Origin of the sequence: Sphingobacterium mizutaii, from assembly GCF_900187125.1 — a bacterium.
Lineage (GTDB): Bacteria > Bacteroidota > Bacteroidia > Sphingobacteriales > Sphingobacteriaceae > Sphingobacterium > Sphingobacterium mizutaii.
On record NZ_LT906468.1, the window covers coordinates 4,063,471 to 4,085,130 of the forward strand.

Below are 21,660 nucleotides of genomic sequence, written 5' to 3' on the forward strand. Positions count from 1 at the left end.
CATGGAACTCTATTATATCGCATTCGTCCTATTTGTTGTTGGCTTTTTGTATGCCTCGGTTGGACACGGAGGTGCCAGCGGCTACATTGCTGTCTTTTCCATCTTTTCCATTCCCGTAGCACAATACAAACCACTTATATTAATGCTCAATATGCTCGTTGCCGGCACAGGATTCTTTCAGTTTCGGCGTGCCGGATACTTCAGATGGTCTACCTGTTGGCCATTTTTGATCACCTCTATTCCAACGGCATTCCTAGGTGCACGGTATGCGCTTGAGGGGAAAGTCTATTTTGTACTACTTGGATTTGCCTTAATATTGCCTATCATCCGGCTGCTGGGGATAACACCCAAAGAGCGCCCAGAACGCAAAACGGTAAATATACCGCTGGCATTACTCATAGGCGCCATTATCGGCCTCCTATCGGGTATGCTCAATATCGGTGGCGGTATCTTTTTAAGCCCGTTGCTTATCTTATTGGGCTGGGCCAATGCCAAGGAAGCTGCAGCTACCTCCGCTATTTTTATAACGTTAAATTCTTTCAGCGGTTTATTAGGTAATACCACCCCGATATACATCGATACATCCTTCGCCATCTGGTTTTGGGCGGCAGCTGCCGGAGGATTTACGGGCGCATATTTTGGTAGTGCGCGTTTTCCTATGGCAACTGTACGCACCTTGCTGAGCGTAGTGCTCCTGATCGCTTGTTGTAAACTATTATTTTTCATGTAATGCGAACATTGACAGACCCTATCGGAAGATCATTCAAAGTCCTGCGCGTAAGCCTGCTCGATAGATGCAACTTTGCGTGCACCTATTGTGTATGTGAAGATGGAATCACCTCAGCCATAGCAAGGCCGGTTGTGTTGTCCAGCGGTGAGCTCATTGACCTCATAGGTCGCTTGCACGATGTATTGCATCTACAAACAATCCGTTTAACAGGAGGTGAGCCACTGCTATACCCCGATCTCCCCAAATTAATAACGGGTATTCGACAATTGGGTATCCATGATATTAAAATGACGACAAACGGCTTTTTATTGACGAAAAAAGTTACTTCTCTCCAAGAAGCCGGCCTTCGATCCATCAATGTCTCGCTAGATGCATTATCCGAAACTTCCTTCTTTAGGGTCACAAAACGGGCGGGTGTAAAGCAGGTGATCGAGGGAATAATAGCCGCCAAAAAAATAGGGTTGGAGGTAAAAATTAACACGGTGATTATGGCCGGTGAAAACGATAAGGAGATTCTGCCTTTACTAGATTTTGCCTTTAGACATGGTATTAAAATACGCTTTTTGGAATTGATGGGCATGGGCCATCTATTTGGCGATACAGACAGCAAGTTTTTCTCGAGGCAAGCCATGCTGGAAAGAATAAGTAGTTTCTATGCAATCGACGAACAGGCAAAGAAATACGGAGACACCGCAACGTACTGGAACACCGCTTGCGGCCATAGCTTCGGGATCATTGCCAATGAAAGCCATCCTTTTTGTGCCGACTGCAATCGTCTGCGATTAGACGCTCAGGGAAATATTTATGGCTGTTTAAGTAGTAATACGCCCATACCTCTTCGGGAGGTCAGCAGTCAGAAAGGATTCGAAACGAGTTTATATGCAGCACTAGGGCAAAAACAAATGCAGTTTTCCGGAAGCGAAATAAGTATGTTAACAATTGGAGGATAAATATGATTACTTTAGAATTTTTTGCGGGATTGAAGGATTATTTCCCTTCCGTTATGGAGGTCCAAGAGACCCCAGAAGACATCAATCGTTTACGACGTTACCTGATTGACCAGCAATCATTTGCTACAACATTATTGGAGCAATGTCGGTTTGCGGTAGATGATACGTTTGTTCAGGAGGACTACCAGCTTCGTCAGGGCGACCTTATCTTAGTCATTCCACCCAGTAGCGGAGGCTAATGATGACACAACATCTTAGCACCGAAAAAATTGATGTAATGGCACTTTGGAAGCAGGCTCATCATCCAGAAGCAGGGGGAGTCGTGCTGTTTAGTGGCGTAGTACGGAATAACCACCAAGGAAAGGAAGTCTCGCACCTTTCTTACGAGGCTGCCGAGCAGATGGCCAACAAGATGATTGCGGCATTACTGGATGAGGCAAAACAACGTTGGGGACTACAAGTTGCTATCGCCGTCCATCGTTTGGGCAAAGTTTCAGTCATGGAAACAGCAGTGGTGGTCATTACTGCTGCTGCCCATCGTGAGGAAGCCTACGAAGCCAATCAGGATATCATCGACCGTATCAAACATCATGTACCGCTATGGAAATGTGAGCATTTCGTGGACGGTGAGCGAGCCTGGGGAGGACATTGCTCCTGTCAACAGAAGTAAATGGACGACATGGAAATCTACTATTTATCAATGGAAAACACAGCACACACATTGTTAGGATTAGTGCTATGCGGAGGTAAAAGCAGCCGTATGGGAACCGACAAAGGACAGTTACGCAAGGATGGCTGTACTTGGGCCAAACATATGAGCGACAGGTTAGAAAGTCTGGGCCTGGAAACCTATTTCTCTATTAATCCGCTCCAGCAGAGCACTTATCGTCAGATTTTTTCTTCCGAAACATTGATCATCGATCAAGTCGATGTAAAAGGCCCTTTAGCTGGTTTGTTGAGCGCTCACCAACTGTTCCCCAAAGCAGACCTCTTCGTGCTACCCTGTGATATGATCGATATTGAAACGCCACTATTACAGCGACTGTTGGACATTCGTCGGCAGATTGTGGGGGCTGACGTATATCTGTATACGAAAAATGAACAGATCGAACCCTTGTGTGCCATTTATACCGCTTCCGGACTACAGAAATTATTCCTCGATTACCAACATGGGTACCTGACTGGGTTTTCCGTAAAACGTGCTATAAAAAATCTTTGCGCGGTAAAACTCCCTGCTTCGGGGAATGCGAAAGATTTCCGGAACTACAATACGCCTGATAATATCCGTAAATGGCAAAAAAACGAATTTTTAACCCAACATTTTTTTTACCCAACAAATTGAAAGAAATATGATCCAGGAAGGTCGGTATTTTTCGGGGCACTGAGAAGATAAAGGCCAGTCTCGTGTAGTGGCGACAAGTAATATTGCGTTAACTTCCCCCTATATACATGATGGCGGGTTCGCGACATTTCGAGAGGTCCTAGATCATTATAGTGATCATATCCAACATTTTGAAACACTAAGCCCGTTCCTCATGGACAGCAACGGAAATATCAGTTTATTTACATCTAACGTCACAAGAAAAAACGGTCATCATCGCGTTTCTAACAACGCTGACAGACAACACTTTTATCACGAATCCCTCATTTTTAAATCCTTTCCCCTAAATAATCATAATCTGATATGAAAACTATATTATAATACGCTTTAACGACCCTTTTAAATGGGGAGAATCCATGCCCAAATACTTTTGGAAATCGGTAGCGATGTAACCCAAAAATGTACATTGTCGATGGCGGAGTTAAATCGTTTACCTATGCAGCGTTATCCGGCCACGCACCAACAAGGTGATACGGTGGTATATGACGTCGTTCGTTTGGAGGATTTTTTTGCATTGGCCGGTGTATCTACCAGGGATCAGTTAATAGGAAAGGGACTTCAGAAGGTTGTTGTCGTGACGGCCGGCGATGGTTACAAGGTGGTATTCTCCTTGCAAGAACTTGATCCGAAAATGGAAGGAGGCTCAGTTTTGCTCGGTATTGGGCATGTTGGGAAGCCGCTGAATAAGCAGGTAGGTCCCTAGCAGATCATCGCTCCAAACGACAGGTTACATTCACAGTGGATACGAGAAGGCAGACACATAAGCATACCTTACAATTCAGGCTAAAAATTAATTTATTACAACCTGCTATAATATAACAGCTTTTCTCTATTTTTTATTTTGATACGTCTATTGACTAGTTCAACAATATCTTCTGCGATCAGTTCAGCAATCATGCGATACACACTCTCGTAAGTTGACCCCACATAAGCCGCCAAATCTGTCTTAGACAGCATCAATTTAATATATCCCTCGTTATCCGTACCCATTTTCTCCTCCAACTGAAAAAAACACCATGCAAGTCTTCCTTTAACCGATAAATGAACCTGATTATTCGCTTTTCGTTCAGAAACCTGTAGTTCATCCGCATAAAACATCAGCATGGCGTATGTTAATGCGGGATTCGTTCTCAATAATTTTTTAAAAAAATCGAAGGGAACAAAACACAGTATACAATTTTCTAAACAAGTAGCCGATATCGGAAAAGTAGGTTTATCTCCCGGCATACCACGATGTCCTATAATCTCTCCTTTGTTAGCAAAACGTACAATACTTTCTTTATCTCCATGTCTTTTATGTACTTTGACCAATCCTTCTTGAACAAAATACACACCTTTAGCTTCCTCTCCTTCATGAATGATTTGCTGTCCCTTTTTTGCTTTGATAACCTGTCGCCGGTTTTCGATATTTTCCCACCAATCTTGCCCAGAATGGCGGCACATAAAACAAGAGTGATCGCACGCCTTTAGTTTTTTGCTCATTTGCTTTTTGGTTATTGTTGTTCCTTGCTTACAATATCTTCTTTTAAAAAAATGACACAACCTGAAAACAGTGTCAAAAAAAATTGATAATGGTATCCGACACTCTATTTGATAACTAATGTTCCTTGTAATTCTCGTGCAAAAATACTAGAATAACCCGAAGTGTATTATAGAAAAAGTTACTCGCATCATCAAAAAAACCATATTGTATTGATTTTTCAGATAAATATAACCACATAAACCTAGTGGCAAATTACAAATAGAGGTTTTTGTGCCTCTCAAAATTTACATTTTTATGTATGGGCTTCATGCAGTATGTTCAATAAGTGCGTATTTCAGAACTTTGGTTTATCACGAGCATCAGTACATGAAATTCATCATTTGAGAGAAATAGAGGTAAGGTATATTTGTCACACACAATTCAACTGGACCTGTTTAATGAAGTGAGTATTGACTTGCAAACACCTAAAATGACAAATCAAAAAGACTACAAGCCATAATTTTATTCATTTAAAAAATATAGATGCATAAAAATTCCTATCTAAAGGTGTTTCCATACAGAATTTGTTGTTACTCTCAGAATTGGCCCTCCCTGTCCGTTTCAGACCAGTTGAAACTGTCCATTTTGATCAGGTGGTTTTCCTGAAATAAACTGGTCATCGATCTATTTCCACAGATCGATCAATGCAGATATTCAGCCTAATGAAGTTTTCCAAATTGGACAGATTCCGTCGGTATTTAATCCTTTTCTGTATGTATGCCGCGTATTCGGAGGTCCCTACAAAGCTTGGTTACTATTAAACTTTTCAACCATTTATTAACACCATATACAGGCACGCCTAGATAAGTTTAGCTATAGGACAAATCGGTCAATACACAAGCAAGAGAGAAATCCTAGAAGAAATAATGAAATTGCATCCAAGAAAAAAGTCTACTTTCGCATTTTCTTGTTGATATTTTTTATTTTAGCTAAATAGCAATTGCAGCTAAAACGTATGCCAAACCAGTGAGTTATTCGGTGAGTAGGGAAATTTGCTGTTTGTAAAACCCTGATAAAGAGATTGATGCTGTTGGGGTTCGATTCCCCTACGGGGCCACAGACTTAAAAGTCAAAACATATCAAAAGCCTGCAAATCAAATGTTTGCAGGTTTTTTTTGTTTTATAGGTGTCTACAAATATTTCAACTTTTCCGGGGTCAAAATATGCGAATAGCCATATAAAGTATTTCAAAATCAAAAAAAGCTTGATAACTATCGCTAAGCTGTTCTTGTGGCTTTTATACGCAGTACACTTATCGCAGCAAGAATCATTAATCCCCCAGCAGATACCAAAGCAAATACAGTCTGTCCGCTAAAAGCATATTTAACCAGGTAGCCACCTATTACCCCACTGACGATCTGGGGAAAAGTAATAAAGAAATTAAAAAGCCCCATATATACTCCCATTTTCTTTGTTGGTAAACTATCACTCAGAATAGCATACGGCATTGCCAGAATACTTCCCCAAGCAATACCGACTCCGATCATTGAAATAACCAAAACCGTCGGATCGTTAATAAGGTAAATTGAGCTTAAAGCAACTCCTCCTACCAGCAATGAACATGCGTGTGTAGATTTTTGTCCGATTCGACGAGCAATACGGGGTAAAAAAAGTGCATAAATAGCCGATACGGCATTGTAAATACCAAAAAGTACGCCTACCCAGTTGGCGGCATTCGCATATCCAAGGGATGTCGTGTCTCCTGATTTTACATCATAGATATGTTCAGCAATAGCAGGAGTCGTAAAAACCCACATGAGAAACAATGCAAACCAAGAGAAAAACTGAACCAGTCCCAGTTGCTTCATAACGACAGGCATATGCTTGATATCATACAGCAGCCCAGTAAAAAAACTCTTTTTTGAAGCTTCCTCTACAGCCAATTCAGTGGATGGTTCATCAAAATTCGCCAACTCCTCAGGCGTGTATTCTTTTGTCGTGCATACTGTCCAAAGTATACTCACAACCAAAACAAAAGCCCCTACATAAAAAGAATAGATCACATTATCCGGAACAAAACCAACCTCCGCAACTTTAGAGATACCTACATACTCTGCTAAGATATAGGGTAGCCACGAACCTATAACAGCTCCTAATCCGATTAAAAATGTTTGAATAGAAAAGCCCAGACTGCGCTGTTCACTTGACAAGTTATCAGCAATTAGTGCCCTGAACGGTTCCATTGTCACATTTATAGACGCATCCATAATCATCAGCATACCTGCTCCAATCATCAAAGGAGGTAGAATCGCTGTTAACACAGCCGCATTAGGCATCAAAACCAGTGCTATAGCGGTAAATATAGCTCCTCCGAGAAAATAGGGTCTTCGTCGTCCTAATTTATTCCACGTTCGATCACTATAATGTCCTATAATGGGCTGAACAATCATGCCTGTCAACGGAGCCGCCAACCAAAACAATGACAAGTGCTCAACATCTGCACCAAACGTTTGTAATATTCGGGAAGCATTTCCGTTTTGTAGGGCAAAACCCATCTGAATACCTAGGAACCCTATACTCATATTAAAAATCTGAGCAAGACTAAGTTTAGGTTTATATATACGATTCATCTTTTAAAACTTAAGTATCTGTGCTTGATTCGCTTCTAATTTCAAATCAATCTGGTTACTGAATTTATTTACTGTTATCGCTTCTTGCCCAAGCAGATCTTTAAATACAAGCTGCTTTCCTTCCATATGAAATGCCTGAATAACATCATCCGGCAAGATCAACGTGAAATTTTGAACTGCCTTTTCAAAATTGGCAATTACCAGTAAACGTTCATTATGCGTATAACGAAGATACGCATAAATGCGATTTGGAAAATTAGGTTGTACTTGTTGGGTAGCCATCAGATCATAGAAGCCGCCGGCCTGTATACTCTGCTCTGTCTTGACAATATTAAATAAAGCTTTGTAAAAAGCTCTTAACCGCACTTCATTTTCAGCAAGCAAACCACCATCAAACTTCCCTTTGTTCATCCATTTTTGGTGCTGTGGTACTCCCCAGTAATCAAAAATAGAGGTACGGCCGTCTTCTCCCCCGAATCCTTCATGTCCGATACCAGGTTCCCCGACTTCTTGTCCGGAATAGATCATAACAGGTCCTGTAGCCATGGTAGCACTCAGTACCATAGCCGGTATTGCCACGAATGGATCACCTGCAAAGTCTTTTGAAGCAATACGCTGTTCATCATGATTTTCCAGAAAACGTAACATTCGTGCAGAATATCCCTTAACTTCATTCCTCCACACATCTTGAATACCTCTTACACCAGCATAGTCGTCATTTCGCATAAGCATTTTTAAGGTATCATAAAGCCCTACCTTGTCATACAAAAAATCAAACTTCCCGGTAGTATAAAAGTTAGCATATTCCTGCTTGTTATACGCTTCCCCAATAAACAATATATCCGGATGGCTTTTCTTAACTTCATCATTCACCCAGGCCCAAAACTCCACGGGAACCATCTCCACCATATCACACCGAAATCCATCAACTCCCTTTCCGGCCCAGAACAAAAGTATATCGCGCATCTTGAACCATAATGGAGGAACAGGGTCGAAATGCTTCGTCTCATTGCGTTGAAAATCTACACCATAATTAAGTTTAACGGTCTCAAACCAGTCATCCTTGGCTGGAGAAGACGAGAACACATTATTTCCGGTAGCTTTTGCAGGACTTTCAGGAAAACTTCCATTCTTCAAGACATTATAAAATTCGCCTCCGCCGGGAATATATCCGCCGGGCACCTGAAAATCACTATCGGGGATGTAATAAAAATCATTTGCAGGCAAAAACTGTTTTGTCTTATCATCGTCCACACCAAAATCCTTTACGTTGTCAGGCTTACTATCAGAATAATAGGTTCGTGCGACATGGTTTGGAATAAAATCTATAATGACCTTCATCTTATGCTGATGTGTCCGCTCGATCAACTGCTCAAACTCCTGCATTCGTCTGCTTACATCAACAGCGAAATCCGGACACACATCATAATAGTCTTTAATGGCATATGGTGAACCCGCCCTACCCTTGACCACATCCGGGTCATCCGGCTTAATCCCGTAGGCGCTGTAATCTGTCATTGTCGCATGTTCGATCACACCGGTATACCACATATGCGTAATTCCCAAATCATAAAGCTCCTGAAGTGCCGTAGCGGTAAAATCATTAAACTTACCTACACCATTTTCTTCTATTGAACCATAATATTTGTTGGTTGTATGGGTATTTCCAAAATGCCTTACCAGGGCCTGATAAATAACAAATTTATTATTTACCAAAGGTTCATTCAACGTGTTTTCTTTATTAAGCAAATCAAGCTGATTAGCGCCTGACGAACAGGATACAACCATAAGCAGTATTATCAATATTCCCCAAAGACTGTTTTTCATCTGCTGTAACTTTATAAATGCTTTATTGTTCTTTAATATGAATAGCGACCCCGCCACTTCTTGCCAGCCATTGTTTCAGTTTTGTTTTTGAAGTAACAGTTTGTTTATAGATATGGTAATGCTGTGGGTTTGTTTCAAAATCAGCATCCTTACTATCCTCATAAATTATGGCTACATATTTTTTACCTTTAGGCAGAAAGTCAAAAGACAACGTTAAGGTACGTGCATTTTCATCTGTGATTGCACCTATAAACCACTCATCTTTTCCTTTCGCCTTACGGGCCATCGCAATATAGTCGCCAGGCTCCGCATCGAGTACGTGCGTCTCATCCCAATCAATAGCCACATCTTTTATAAACTGAAATGCATCCAAGAACCGGTTATAAACCTCGGGTACATCTGCTGCCATCTGCAAGGGGCTATACAATGTGACATACAGTGCAAGCTGCTTGACTAGGGTTGTATTGACACGAGAATTGTTGTTCGGATTATAGGCCTTAATATCCGTTTGAAAAATTCCAGGTGTATAGTCCATTGGTCCCCCAACCAATCTCGTGAAAGGCAATATCGTCAGGTGGTCCGGGGTATTCCCTCCAAAAGACTCATACTCTTGACCACGGGCAGATTCATTACCGATCAGGTTGGGAAAAGTCCTGCTCAACCCTGTAGGACGAACGGCTTCATGTGCATTGACCATGATTTTGTAATCCGCGGCTTTCCTGATAGCGTGGAGATAATGATTTACCATCCATTGACCGTAGTGAAACTCTCCCCGTGGGATAATGTCCCCCACATAGCCACTCTTCACACTATTGTAACCATGCTCCACCATGAATCTATATGCGGTATCCAGGTGTCTTTCATAGTTTCGGACAGAACTGGATGTTTCATGGTGCATCATCATCTTAACCCCTCGCTCCGCGGCATATTGCTGCAATTCCCTGACATCAAAATCAGGATAAGGAGTTACAAATTCAAACACGTAGTCCTTTGATTTTCCAAACCAATCTTCCCATCCTATATTCCAGCCTTCTACCAGCACAGCATCAAAGCCGTGCTTGGCTGCAAAATCAATATACTCTTTTACCCGCCTGGTATTTGCCGCATGGGTCCTATTAGGCTTGACCTGGCTATAGTCTACCTCATCCAGTTTCAGGTTTTCCATACTGGTATAAGACCAACTGCTCTTACCGCTAATCATTTCCCACCAGACCCCAACATATTTGATCGGTTTAATCCAGGATACATCTTCAAATGCGGTAGGCTCATTTAAGTTTAAGATTAACCTGGATGTCAATATATCTGCCGCTTTGTCACTCACCATAATCGTACGCCAGGGAGATACCGCAGGTGTCTGCAAATATCCTTTATTACCAACAGCATCAGGTGTCAGCCACGATTTTAAGATCAAGTTCTTATCATCCAGGTTAAGCGACATACAAGCGTAATCGATCAGACCTGCTTCATGAATATTAATATACAGATTGTCCTTGCTCTTGAGAAGAAGTGGTGTCTGCAATCCTGTAGGCGAAAATGAAGTCTGAGAAGCATTGGGTGTCACGGCCTCTGACATCAAAGCCCTGACTTCCGATAGATTTGATGTCGTCGTATTGTATTCTTGGGTATCATAATCTCCCGGTAACCAAAAAGCCTTGTGATCTCCTGTTAAGGCAAACGCAGTTTTCTCTTCCTTGATAATGAAATAACTTAGGTTTTCCTGCTTCGGAAATTCGTACCGAAAACCAAGTCCGTCGTTATAAAGACGAAAATGTATATTTAGCAACCTATTCGGTGTACTTTGTTGCTTAAGATATAATACAAGCTCATTATAATGGTTACGAATCTCCCTTTGTTCTCCCCAAACCGGATTCCAGGTTTCATCAAATGTACCCGTTGAAATACTATCAAGGGAAAAGTTGTCCAGCAGAGACTCCTGGTCTTGAAGCTCCAAACCCAAAAAACTAGGTTTTATAACTTCTTTATTCCGGAATACCAATTTATAATAGGGTCTTCCTTCCTGGCTAAGCCCCACCTCCAGTTTTTGTCTTCCGTCAGGAGAAAGCAGTTCCTGTGCTGCCACATGTGTTAACATAGAAGCAAACAGGGTTGAAATGATAACGATATGTTTAATTGACTTCATATTCTAACTTCTATTAATTCAGCGCTAATCGCGGATTGGAAAACCGAAATTCCTGCCCCTCATTTATTTCTTGCTCCTCATTATCGATCACTACGACAGCCGCAGGGCCAGTCTCATTGGCTATAATAGTTTTATCCTGTTGGATGCTGACATGTAAGTGGGCTCCTCTAAAGTTGATTTTAAAATTGTAGCCGCTCCATTCTTTCGGCAATATAGGCTGAAAATGTAATTTTCCATCCAGAACCCGCATGCCGGCAAACCCTTCTACAATCGTCATCCACGTTCCAGCCATTGAGGTAATATGCAGGCCATCCTCAGTATCGTTATTATAATCATCCAGATCTAACCGTGAAGTGCGCAGATAAAATTCATAAGCTTTATCTTCCTTACCGAGCTTGGCTGCAATAATCGCATGTACACAGGGTGACAAAGAACTTTCATGTACGGTCAATGGTTCATAAAAATTATAGTTACGCTCAATAGTCTCCAGATCGTATTGGTCTTCCAGAAAGTAAAGCCCTTGTAATACGTCGGCCTGCTTAATATAGCAAGAACGCAGAATCCTATCCCAACTCCACTTTTGATTCAATGGGCGTTCCGCGTCCGAAAGTTCAGAAACAGTTATTAATTCTTTATCTAAAAATCCGTCTTGCTGCAAAAATACTCCTTTACTAGCATCCTCAGGATAATAAAACTGTTCAACGATATGATTCCATGTGACTTGCTCCTTATTTTCTAACGAGACTTTTTCCAGTATTTCCCTTAGCCGTTCGGGTGCATTCTGTTCCAGATCCTTGATAACCTTCCCTGTATATTCCATACACCAGGATGCGATACGATTCGTATACCAATTATTATTGACATTATTTTCATATTCATTAGGTCCCGTAACACCTAACATCACATACTTATTTTTATCAGCACTCCAATTCACACGCTGTGCCCAGAATCGGGATATCGCAATAAGAACTTCTAACCCATATGCTGCTAAGTAGTCCGTATCTCCGGTATAACGAACATAGTTGTAAATGGCAAATGCGATAGCCCCGTTTCGATGAATTTCTTCAAATGTAATTTCCCATTCATTATGACATTCCTCTCCATTGATGGTTACCATAGGATACAGGGCTGCACCATTTCGGAACCCTAGCTTCTCTGCATTTTCAATAGCCTTTGGAAGATGATGATAACGATATAGTAATAGATTACGCGCTACTTTTGAATCTGTTGTTGCCATATAGAAAGGTAGGCAATAAGCCTCGGTATCCCAATAAGTTACCCCTCCGTATTTCTCTCCTGTGAATCCCTTTGGACCAATATTTAGCCTTTCGTCTTCACCTGTGTAAGTTTGGAAAAGTTGAAAAATATTGAAACGTATAGCCTGTTGGGCAGACACATCCCCATCAATCTGAACATCAGCATCATTCCATACCTTAGCCCAGGCGTCAGCCTGGTTTTGAAGCATGCCTCTTATTCCCTGGTGGCTCACGCGTTCAAGGACCTGTTTTGCCACATGCTGCAGATCTTCGGTCTTATGATTCTCACTCGTGGTAATGGCAACATACTTATTCAATTCAAAATGCTGCCCTTCTTCAAGAGAAAATTGAAATTTCTGTGCAACATACTTTTCCCGGTTTTCTAGAGCAGTAGAAGGAATGCCAGCATCGCCAACAAACAGGTTATTCAATGCTTCGGTATGGACATGAAATGCAGTTTTCTTCGTTTTTAATTGCAAACCTAGCGTATCGTTTGCAGAACGGCTTACCTCTTCCCAAAACTTTTCATCATAATTCGAATCCCGATTTTCTATATCACCATCCAAATAACTTTCCAACTCGATCGCTGCACGACCTTGCATGACTGTCAGGCAGTACGACAATCCTGCAGCCGCTGTTTCTACAATACTAAATAAACGCTTTGCCGAAACTTCAACAACGGTATCATCTGGTAATTTGGCTTTAAAATTTCGATATAAAACACCAGTCTTCATGTCCAGACGACGCTCAAAATTTAAGACTTCAATCTTTGCCAGATCAAGTGTATGACCATTAATGACGAGATGTAAGCCTATCCAGTTGGTTGAATTAATGACTTTAGCAAAGTATTCAGGATAGCCGTTCTTCCACCAGCCTACACGGGTTTTGTCCGGGTAGTAAATCCCCGCGATATAACTCCCCTGCAGCGATTTGCCTGTATAATCTTCTTCAAAATTGGCACGTTGCCCCATTCTCCCATTACCGATCGAAAAAATACTTTCTGAAATTTCATTGTATTCGGCCCGGTATTGATCCTCGATAATCTGCCAAGGATCTTTTACTATATAATCTTTCATACTCAATCTTTAATTACTTAACAACTCCCCCAAATTTTTGACATTCAAATCAACATGTTGCAATCCACCATCCAACGAAATGCCTACTACAGCCATTCCTCCTGCCCGTGCTGCTTCCACACCGGCCGGGGCATCTTCAAATACCACACAAGCCTCTGCTGCAACATTTAGCTTTCGTGCGGCACATAAAAAAACTTCAGGATTTGGTTTGGATAAAGACACCTCATTACCATCCACGATGGTATCAAAATAGGCTGCTATGCCTGTTTTTTCTAAAATTAGCGGTGCATTTTTACTGGCTGATCCTAAGGAAATAAGCTTACCTGCTTTCTTAGCCGCTTTCAAAAAAGATAATGCGCCCGGTAATACATCCTCAGGTGTCATTTTTGCCACCAATTCCAGGTACCATTCATTTTTTAGCTGAGCCAACTGTTCTTTTTCCACTATTGATTTTTCCACACTTCCCCAACTCAAAATTTTGTTTAATGATTCTATCCTGCTTACTCCTTTCAACTGCTCATTTTGCTCTTCCGAAAAGTCGAAACCCAACGAATTAGCCAATCTTTTCCAAGCCTGATAATGAAATACCGCTGTATCGACCAATACCCCGTCCAGATCAAATATGTAAGCCGGCTTTTCCAAAAACGCTATTCTTTTCAAATCCATAATAAACCCTATATATCCTTAAAATAACTCTAATACCATAGTTTCTTTTGCCTGCAACGACAGGTCTTCATGAATATTGAAAACCTTATCCGTCATGATATTCTTTGCCTGCTTATAGTTTTGTATACACTCAGCAAAACGACCTGTTTTTATCATTTTCGATTCTTTATTCGTATTCATAATGACCATGATTGTCTTGTCATCATCATATCTGAAATAGACATAGATCCCATCTTCGGGGACAAACTGCATCGTCTTACCGGTATGTAGCACCGGGTTATTTTTTCTGTAGTTAGCTAATGTTTTCACATACCTCCACATATCCTGCTCATCCCCGGTACGACCGAACGCTTCAAATTTATTAACCGCATCTCCTGAAAAGCCCCCTTTAAAATCCTCCCGTAGCAGACCATCCGGATTACTAAAATTTTTCATTAGGATTTCGGTCCCATAGTAAAGTTGGGGTATACCCCTGGTAGTCATCAACCAGGCAACAGCAGACTTATATTTGGTAATATCTTCTTCTACCACGGAGAAAAAGCGGTCTTTATCATGATTATCAAGAAACAGTACGTTACACTCCGGATGAGGATATTGATAATCTGCAGCCAGCACTGAATACAACTTATTGACTCCTCCTGTCCAATCCATCTCTTTGTTTAAAGCTTCACCGATAGCATAATTCAATTGAAAATCTGTAACCCCCATCAACTTCGTATCGATAGACTGTCCTACCTGCTGTCCTCCCAGAAAATAAACCTGATTAGGAACCGAATGTACCCAGGTCTCTCCAAAAAATGTAAAATCAGGATATTCATCAACAATAGACTGTGTCCAATCCGCCATAAACTGCAGATCATTATAGGGATAGGTATCTATCCTGAATCCGTCGATACCCGCTTCCTCGATCCACCATATATGACTTTGTGTAATGTAATTTCTGACATAGGGATTTGTTTGGTTCATATCCGGCATTGTGGTGTCAAACCATCCCTTTTCCATCTTACGACGATCATCTTGCGATGCATAGGGGTCAAAGACCGTTTGGTCCTTATAGGTAGTCTGCGTAAACTCAGGCCATTCATGAAGCCAATCTGTCATCGGTTTATCCACGACGGTCCAGTGGTACAGACCGACATGATTAGGTACCACATCATGTACCAGTTTCATCCCTCTGCGATGAAGCTCATCCCCCAATCGCTTGTAATCCGCATTCGTGCCAAAGCGAGGGTCGATATGATAATTTTCGGTATTGGCATAACCATGATAAGATGCCTGGGGCATATCATTAGTCAATACCGGAGTCAGCCATACAGATGTAATACCTAAATCTTGCAAATAATCTAATTTACCAACTACACCTTCCAAATCTCCTCCGTGACGATAGTACATAGAATCCCGATTTAAAGCAGTCTCACGCATGTCTTTTACGATATCATTACCTGGATTTCCATTCGCAAACCGATCGGGCATAATAAGATAAATCAAATCAGAAGAATTGATTCCCTGCGCTTTTACTGCGTTTGAATCTCTTTCCTTTAATTGATAAGAAAAACTTCCGGCCCTCTTATTGCCTTTATAAAATTCAATCGGGTACTGTCCTGCTTGCGCATCAGCACCAATATGAATATCTAAGAACAGGTAATTCTTATTATCGGCATGGTGTACGCTTAGCAAGTCTATTCCCGGTTTGGAAATTTTCACTTGTGTACATTCTCCAATCGCATCCCCATATACCACTAGCTGTATTTTATTAGTTTTCATACCTACCCACCAGTGCAATGGTTCGATACGCTGAATAGATTGTGCTATGACCTGATTAGCCAACAGCAGTAGACTAGAGAGGACTAAGGTTCCGAAAGTTCTTCTTTTCATGTTTTTTGTTTCAATGCTTATTTTTTAACAAGGGTATAGGTATTATTCGTTACATCCAGTATGATATCATACGTTCCGGCTTGTGATACAGCGATATCGGCACCACCTGCACTAAGGGTTCCGTTTGCACCGCCCAGGTTTGTACCCCAATCATGGTTCTTGCGGAATTTAAAATTACCGACCACAAAATCGACAGTCACCTTCCAGACTTGATTGGCATTGTCATAGCGCATATCCGTATCTGCTCCCCATCCTCCCGGAGTAGCATCCCCGATAACACCCCAGGAATGATCGGCGTATGCTATGGTATTATTATTGGTATTCACGGTAAGCTCCAGATTACCTGCACGTGGAGCTTTTATATTGCCTCCTCCATTCAGTATAATCTTATTGTCACCGGCATCACCAAACGATTGAGCCCAATCACGTAAAGGTGTAATTTTAAACTCAGAGTCTGCTTCCGGAAAATAAATTATACCCGTGTAGATCGAATTACTCGTTGGCGAAATTAATGATTCGGCTACCTCAATAACCCAATTCTGGTAAGCACCCGGCACATACAAATAGCTAACCGCAGCATAAGGTGTAATTTCCAAAGATACCGGTGTGGAATAAACCGGAGCAATACTACCGGATATCGAAGACTTGATACGCACCTCAATAGCAGTAGGTTCTCCTGTAGGAACATTCAATGCCAACACCTGCGTATTCAGGTTATCCCCCGTAAAGTCTAGGCTATCTTGTCCATTAGGAATAATAACTTCTTTGACTTCGGCAAAATTGCTCCCCTTGACAGCAAACTGTAAGGTATTGCTAATCGCGGCCTGGTAACCAAAACTTGCAGGTGAAAGCCGAATCTGCAGCATAGTCTGATCCGCCACCTCTTTGCTCAGGACTATAGTAGACGAGCTGACTGCCAGTACTGCTGACGTACGGCTTTGTTCATCAAGCAATACCGTTTTTGTTTCATCTTTATCACAAGATTGCAAGGTAAAAACTATACCTATCAACAACCATAAATATGTCAATGTCTTCATATCATTACTTAGTTATACCCTTGATTTTGATCTAAATTTGGATTGGCAATCAAATCTGCCGCTGGCAGTGGAAACAAATTGCGATAGGCCGGAACTGCCTGACCTTGAAGAACACCTCCTTTAAAAGGCCACAAATAGTTACCACCCGTAAACAATCCATAACGAATTAAATCTGTTCTGCGGAATCCCTCCCAGTACAATTCCCGAACACGCTCATCTAAAATATCATTCAATGTAATCGTCGCCACATTACCGGATGTATTGCCATAAGCCCGTTCTCTCAAATCATTGAAATAGGTCAAAGCCGTAGCTGTACTTCCCCCACTGCCACCTCTCAGCACTGCCTCCGCATAAATCAGATAAAGCTCCGGCAAACGTATCAATGGGAAATCAATAGACGTAATAAAACCTTCTGCCGCGTTTGGAACTGAATTATCCTGATTAACATTTCGGAATTTAGTGACCGCCAATCCCTGCTTGTAGACACTGATATCTTCTATCTCTACCGAAGTATTCAGATGAAACATCGCTCTCTTATCCGTGGCTCCACTCCAATCGCCAAATATGTCAGCTATATTATCACGAACCCTGTTTCCTGCCCAGCCACCTCCCGGTATACCAAACAATGTAGGATCCATGGACGCATCTATCGCTGCGTTGAGCAGGTAGGTAGTACCACCTTTATTCTGCGTAGAGGTACCATCATAGGGTAGATAAAAGATAAACTCATTATTTTGTTTGTCATTATCCGCATAAAACAAATGCGCATAATTACTCTTTAACGAAAAGCCAGATTCTATGACCTGCTTCGCATAGGTGATCGCTTCTGTATAATGCGCATTACCAGTGCCTAAATAAATCTCGGCATTAAGGTACAACCGTGCCAGCAATGCCCAAGCTGCTGATTTGTCTACGCGTCCATACTCATTTTGACGGGGAGCTTTCATAATATCAGCTGCAGCCAATAGCTCGGACTCTACATAGTCGAATAAATCTGGTCGCATAATTTGCTGTGGCGCCTCTTTACCGACTCCATTCTCTTCGGTAATGAAAGGCGGGTTGCCAAATAAATCCAGCAAAACCCAATAGCTAAATGCCCGTAAAAACCTGGCTTCACCTCTGTAAACCCTTATTTCCTCTGCTTCTGCTGCCGTTATTCCCCTACTACTTAGTTTTTCATCAGTACTCTCTCTGAGGAATTCGTTAACGAGTGTTACCGTATAGACACACCGTGTGTACAATCCTCTTAACATAGGATTACTATCTTCAAAGGTCAGGTAGTCCAAACCACTGATACCCGGGTCATTGAGCCAGGCGCTAGCAGCCTCATCTGTGGTCAGTTCCTGAGCATTCCAAAATAACCGCAGGAAATCGGAAGTACCCGGATCCAGGCCTCCCAGATCCGAATTATTAGGACCTGTACTACTGGTTAATGTTAGTGAGCCATAAAGACGTGCAAACGCCATTTTATAACCTTTTGCATCCTTAAAAACAATATCTGCCGTAACATCATTTGTTGGCTTTAAATCTAAGTCTTTATGACAAGACATCACTATTGCCGCCATAAATACCAGAATGATATAGTTGAAATTATTAAATCTTTTCATTGCGCTGTTTTTTTCACGTTTACCAATCTTCATCTGTTAATATGCCAAATTAACACCTACTATAAATGTCCTTGGCCTAGGATAGAAACGGTTGTCTATACCATTTGCTATTTCCGGATCCACTCCCTTATATTTAGACACCGTAAATACATTCTGAACAGTACCGGACAAAGTCAGGCTCGCGGTACGGTTACCTTTCAATACGTTACCGATCCGATAAGAAACATTGATATTGTCCATTTTCAGGAACGAAGCGTTCTTAACATAGTAGTCACTTAGCAACTGTTTCTCCCTGAAATTTGTATTTAAGAAGTCCACCGGTGCATTATTAATGACCAGCGAAGCGGCATCAATCACATTATAGCTACTGCCAAAGTTTGAAGAAACGTTGTCATAAATATAGTTTCCGATATTGGCACGCAACACTGTACCTATAGACCACTTATCATAGTCTACCGAAGTAGAGAACCCTAGTAAAAATTTAGGCAATGGTGATTTATAAAAATAACGGTCATTGTCGCTTATGGTTCCATCTCCGTTTGTATCTGCATACAAAGCCTCTACTGGTTTTCCGGCCTCATCATACACTTGTTTAAATACACGGAAGCTATTGGGTGCCATATTAACCGTATGTGCCTGGATATTGTTACCCGTTGCACCTTGTATTCCTCCTGTCTCAATCATAAAATCCGGGTCATCTACCAAAGTCAGGTTCGTCACTTTATTTGTATTGTACGTAAAGTTGAGACCCAGATCCCAGTTTAATTTTTCACGTTTGATAAGTGCCCCATTGATATTCCATTCTACCCCGAAATTTTCCATATTACCCACATTTGTCAACAGGAAATTATTGAAATTAGAACCCACGGCAACAGGTATAGAACTCAACAGATCTTTCGTCTTCTTGGTATATACATCCAGGCTACCAAATATTCTTCCATTAGCAAAACCATAATCGACACCAATATTTGATATGGTCGTACTTTCCCACCTGATATTCTCGTCGTAAGCTACCGGCGAATACAGGTAATAGTATTCGTCGCCCATACGGTACATAGATTCATTAGAACTATTGATATAATTAGGCATATACGAATAATTCGCTATCCCATCCTGTTGACCGGTCTGTCCATAGCTTAGTCTTAATTTCAGATCAGATAGTGCTTCACTATATTGTAAGAATCCTTCTTCTTTTAATTTCCAGGTGAAAGCAACCGAAGGAAAATATCCCCAACGATTAGCCGGACTAAAGCGTGATGATCCGTCGGCACGCAGTGTAGCTGATACGATATATTTGCTATCATATGTATAGATCAATCGCCCATAGTAAGAAATCAATCTATTCTGAGGCACATCAAATGGAAATACCGGTGTATTTAATACATCTCCTGCTTCATTTACCCGATCAAAATTATTAACCGTGGTTTTATTGTCATAATAACCATATCCCAACGTAGCGTCAATATTACTCTTGATATTTTCAAAATTGTTGGCATATTTCAGATAAAACTCTGCCATCGTATTATCGATATCATTTTTATACTGTATACGTTCTCCACCTTCATTAAAATTACGGGCAGCGATAGCCGGTGTGAATGTGTTGCCCTCTCCGCGACTCTTGTCATAACCTAAATTCAGGTTTGCATGTAGCTTTGGCAGAAAATGGAAAGAATAATCCAATTGAATATTTCCAAAAGTACGAAACACCTGTCCATTGTCTTTTCTTAGGTCAAGCAATGCCAACGGGTTACGAGGGGCATTAGGGTTTGGAGAAGTGCCATTGGCCCACTCGTAATATCCTCCAAACTGATCGCTATATATAGGTTGTGTAGGATCAAACTGTATAGCTGCCCCGATCGCATCCTGGGTTGCGAACTTCGATTTAGACCAGGCACCACGAACATTCAGGTCTATGGTTAAGTGATTGTCCAATAATTTCGGATTCAATGAAAGTGCTGCAGACGTCCGTTGCATATTGTCATTTTTCAATACCCCATCCTGATTTAGATAACCTAAAGAAACACGGTAAGGTATGTTTTTAACACTGGAAGCCACACTTAGGTTATTGTCTGAAGCAAAGGCATTCCTATAAATGGCATCCTGCCAATCGGTATTCTCCGACCCCAACAAGGCTTTCATGACATCACTTCCGTTCGCGTTGACATAGTCTCTGATCTGGTTAGCATCTAACAGATCGACTGTACGATCAATAGTAGCATAGGAATTTTGTGTCGAAAAATTAATCTTTGGACTCCTGCTTCCCTTTTTAGTGGTAATCAAAATAACACCATTAGATGCCCTTGATCCATAGATAGCGGTAGCATTCGCATCTTTCAAGACTGTAAATGTCTCAATGTCATTCGGGTTTATCAGGCTTAACGGGTTAGCCACACCGGATATACCTTGTCCGCCAAACGGCACACCATCTACCACGATCAACGGGTCATTGCTGGCATTGAGCGATGCTCCGGCACGTATCCTGATCGTGCTGGCTGCACCAGGTTGTCCGCCACCCGAAGTAATCTGAACGCCCGACACTTTTCCTGTAATCAATTGTTCAGGGCTTGAAATAACTCCCTTTTGAAAATCTTTTTCATTTACTGTGGACACAGCACCCGTTACTTCTCCCCTACGCTGCGTACCGTATCCGATAACGACGACTTCATCGATATTAGCCTGATCTGATTCCAGCGTAAAGTCTAACTGTATACTGTTGTTTTGAGTAGCTACAGATTTAGACTGCGATACGTACCCCACACTATTCACCTCTACAATATAGTTTCCTGCAGCCAAACCATCAAAACGATACTCGCCCAGCACACTGGTCGAAGTAGATCGGTTCAATGCCTTAATCCGTACTGTCGCACCAGCCAATGATTCCCCAGCCGTAGTCGTAATCTTACCAGATATGGTAAGCTGCTGTGAAAATGCGGTGAGCGACAAGGTAATCATGAGATAGAACAGCATGATCCGCTGAATTGTAAATTTGCTCATCATAATATTGCTTTTTTGGGTTTATAATT

The 21,660-nt window shown here is 41.5% G+C and carries 16 protein-coding genes; 6 read left to right on the forward strand and 10 right to left on the reverse strand.

Annotated elements, in window-relative coordinates; all coding sequences use genetic code 11:
* The first annotated feature begins 1 nt into the window (after position 1).
* The 6 genes from CKW03_RS17575 (at position 2) to CKW03_RS17600 (ending at position 3,764) form a co-directional block, all read left to right on the forward strand.
* Positions 2–730, forward strand: coding sequence for a sulfite exporter TauE/SafE family protein (locus CKW03_RS17575; protein WP_093099111.1), 729 nt, complete (start codon positions 2–4; stop codon positions 728–730).
* Positions 730–1,680: a GTP 3',8-cyclase MoaA gene (locus CKW03_RS17580; protein ID WP_093099112.1), complete on the forward strand. Its 951-nt coding sequence runs from the start codon at positions 730–732 to the stop codon at positions 1,678–1,680. The genes CKW03_RS17575 and CKW03_RS17580 overlap by 1 nt, the downstream gene beginning before the upstream one ends.
* Positions 1,681–1,682: 2 nt before the next feature.
* Positions 1,683–1,919, forward strand: coding sequence for a MoaD/ThiS family protein (locus CKW03_RS17585; RefSeq protein WP_093099114.1), 237 nt, complete (start codon positions 1,683–1,685; stop codon positions 1,917–1,919).
* Positions 1,919–2,350 (forward strand): molybdenum cofactor biosynthesis protein MoaE, encoded by a 432-nt coding sequence (locus CKW03_RS17590; RefSeq protein WP_093099115.1) that lies wholly within the window; start codon positions 1,919–1,921, stop codon positions 2,348–2,350. The genes CKW03_RS17585 and CKW03_RS17590 overlap by 1 nt, the downstream gene beginning before the upstream one ends.
* Before the next feature lie 9 nt (positions 2,351–2,359).
* A complete protein-coding gene (gene mobA / locus CKW03_RS17595) occupies positions 2,360–3,022 on the forward strand; it encodes a molybdenum cofactor guanylyltransferase (protein WP_169919017.1) in 663 nt (220 codons plus the stop codon).
* Positions 3,023–3,473: 451 nt separating this feature from the next.
* Positions 3,474–3,764, forward strand: a complete 291-nt coding sequence (locus tag CKW03_RS17600; RefSeq protein ID WP_157739558.1) for a hypothetical protein — start codon at positions 3,474–3,476, stop codon at positions 3,762–3,764.
* 95 nt (positions 3,765–3,859) lie between these two features.
* Here CKW03_RS17600 and CKW03_RS17605 read toward each other — a convergent pair whose 3' ends face one another.
* The 10 genes from CKW03_RS17605 to CKW03_RS17650 all read right to left on the reverse strand — a co-directional run bounded on the left by CKW03_RS17605 (position 3,860) and on the right by CKW03_RS17650 (position 21,634).
* Positions 3,860–4,543 carry a Crp/Fnr family transcriptional regulator gene (locus tag CKW03_RS17605; protein WP_093099120.1) on the reverse strand — a complete coding sequence of 228 codons (684 nt, stop codon included), beginning with the start codon at positions 4,541–4,543 and terminating at the stop codon, positions 3,860–3,862.
* Between the two features lie 1,257 nt (positions 4,544–5,800).
* The gene (locus tag CKW03_RS17610; RefSeq protein ID WP_093099121.1) at positions 5,801–7,153 is read right to left on the reverse strand and encodes an MFS transporter; all 1,353 of its coding nucleotides are present in this window, start codon (positions 7,151–7,153) and stop codon (positions 5,801–5,803) included.
* A 3-nt stretch (positions 7,154–7,156) separates the two neighbouring features.
* Entirely contained in the window at positions 7,157–8,980 is a 1,824-nt protein-coding gene (locus tag CKW03_RS17615; RefSeq protein ID WP_197700949.1) for an alpha-amylase family protein, read from the reverse strand.
* 22 nt (positions 8,981–9,002) lie between these two features.
* Positions 9,003–11,120, reverse strand: coding sequence for a glycoside hydrolase family 97 protein (locus CKW03_RS17620; RefSeq protein ID WP_093099124.1), 2,118 nt, complete (start codon positions 11,118–11,120; stop codon positions 9,003–9,005).
* Between the two features lie 13 nt (positions 11,121–11,133).
* Entirely contained in the window at positions 11,134–13,452 is a 2,319-nt protein-coding gene (locus tag CKW03_RS17625) for a family 65 glycosyl hydrolase domain-containing protein (RefSeq protein WP_093099126.1), read from the reverse strand.
* A 9-nt stretch (positions 13,453–13,461) separates the two neighbouring features.
* Positions 13,462–14,118 (reverse strand): beta-phosphoglucomutase, encoded by a 657-nt coding sequence (pgmB, locus tag CKW03_RS17630; RefSeq protein ID WP_093099127.1) that lies wholly within the window; start codon positions 14,116–14,118, stop codon positions 13,462–13,464.
* A gap of 18 nt (positions 14,119–14,136) precedes the next feature.
* Positions 14,137–15,993, reverse strand: coding sequence for a glycoside hydrolase family 13 protein (locus CKW03_RS17635; RefSeq protein WP_093099129.1), 1,857 nt, complete (start codon positions 15,991–15,993; stop codon positions 14,137–14,139).
* Positions 15,994–16,010: 17 nt separating this feature from the next.
* On the reverse strand, positions 16,011–17,030 hold the full coding sequence (locus CKW03_RS17640) for a SusE domain-containing protein (protein WP_093099130.1): 1,020 nt from the start codon (positions 17,028–17,030) through the stop codon (positions 16,011–16,013).
* A gap of 8 nt (positions 17,031–17,038) precedes the next feature.
* A complete protein-coding gene (locus CKW03_RS17645; protein ID WP_337975701.1) occupies positions 17,039–18,595 on the reverse strand; it encodes a RagB/SusD family nutrient uptake outer membrane protein in 1,557 nt (518 codons plus the stop codon).
* 78 nt (positions 18,596–18,673) lie between these two features.
* On the reverse strand, positions 18,674–21,634 hold the full coding sequence (locus CKW03_RS17650; protein WP_236736528.1) for a SusC/RagA family TonB-linked outer membrane protein: 2,961 nt from the start codon (positions 21,632–21,634) through the stop codon (positions 18,674–18,676).
* Positions 21,635–21,660: the final 26 nt, after the last annotated feature.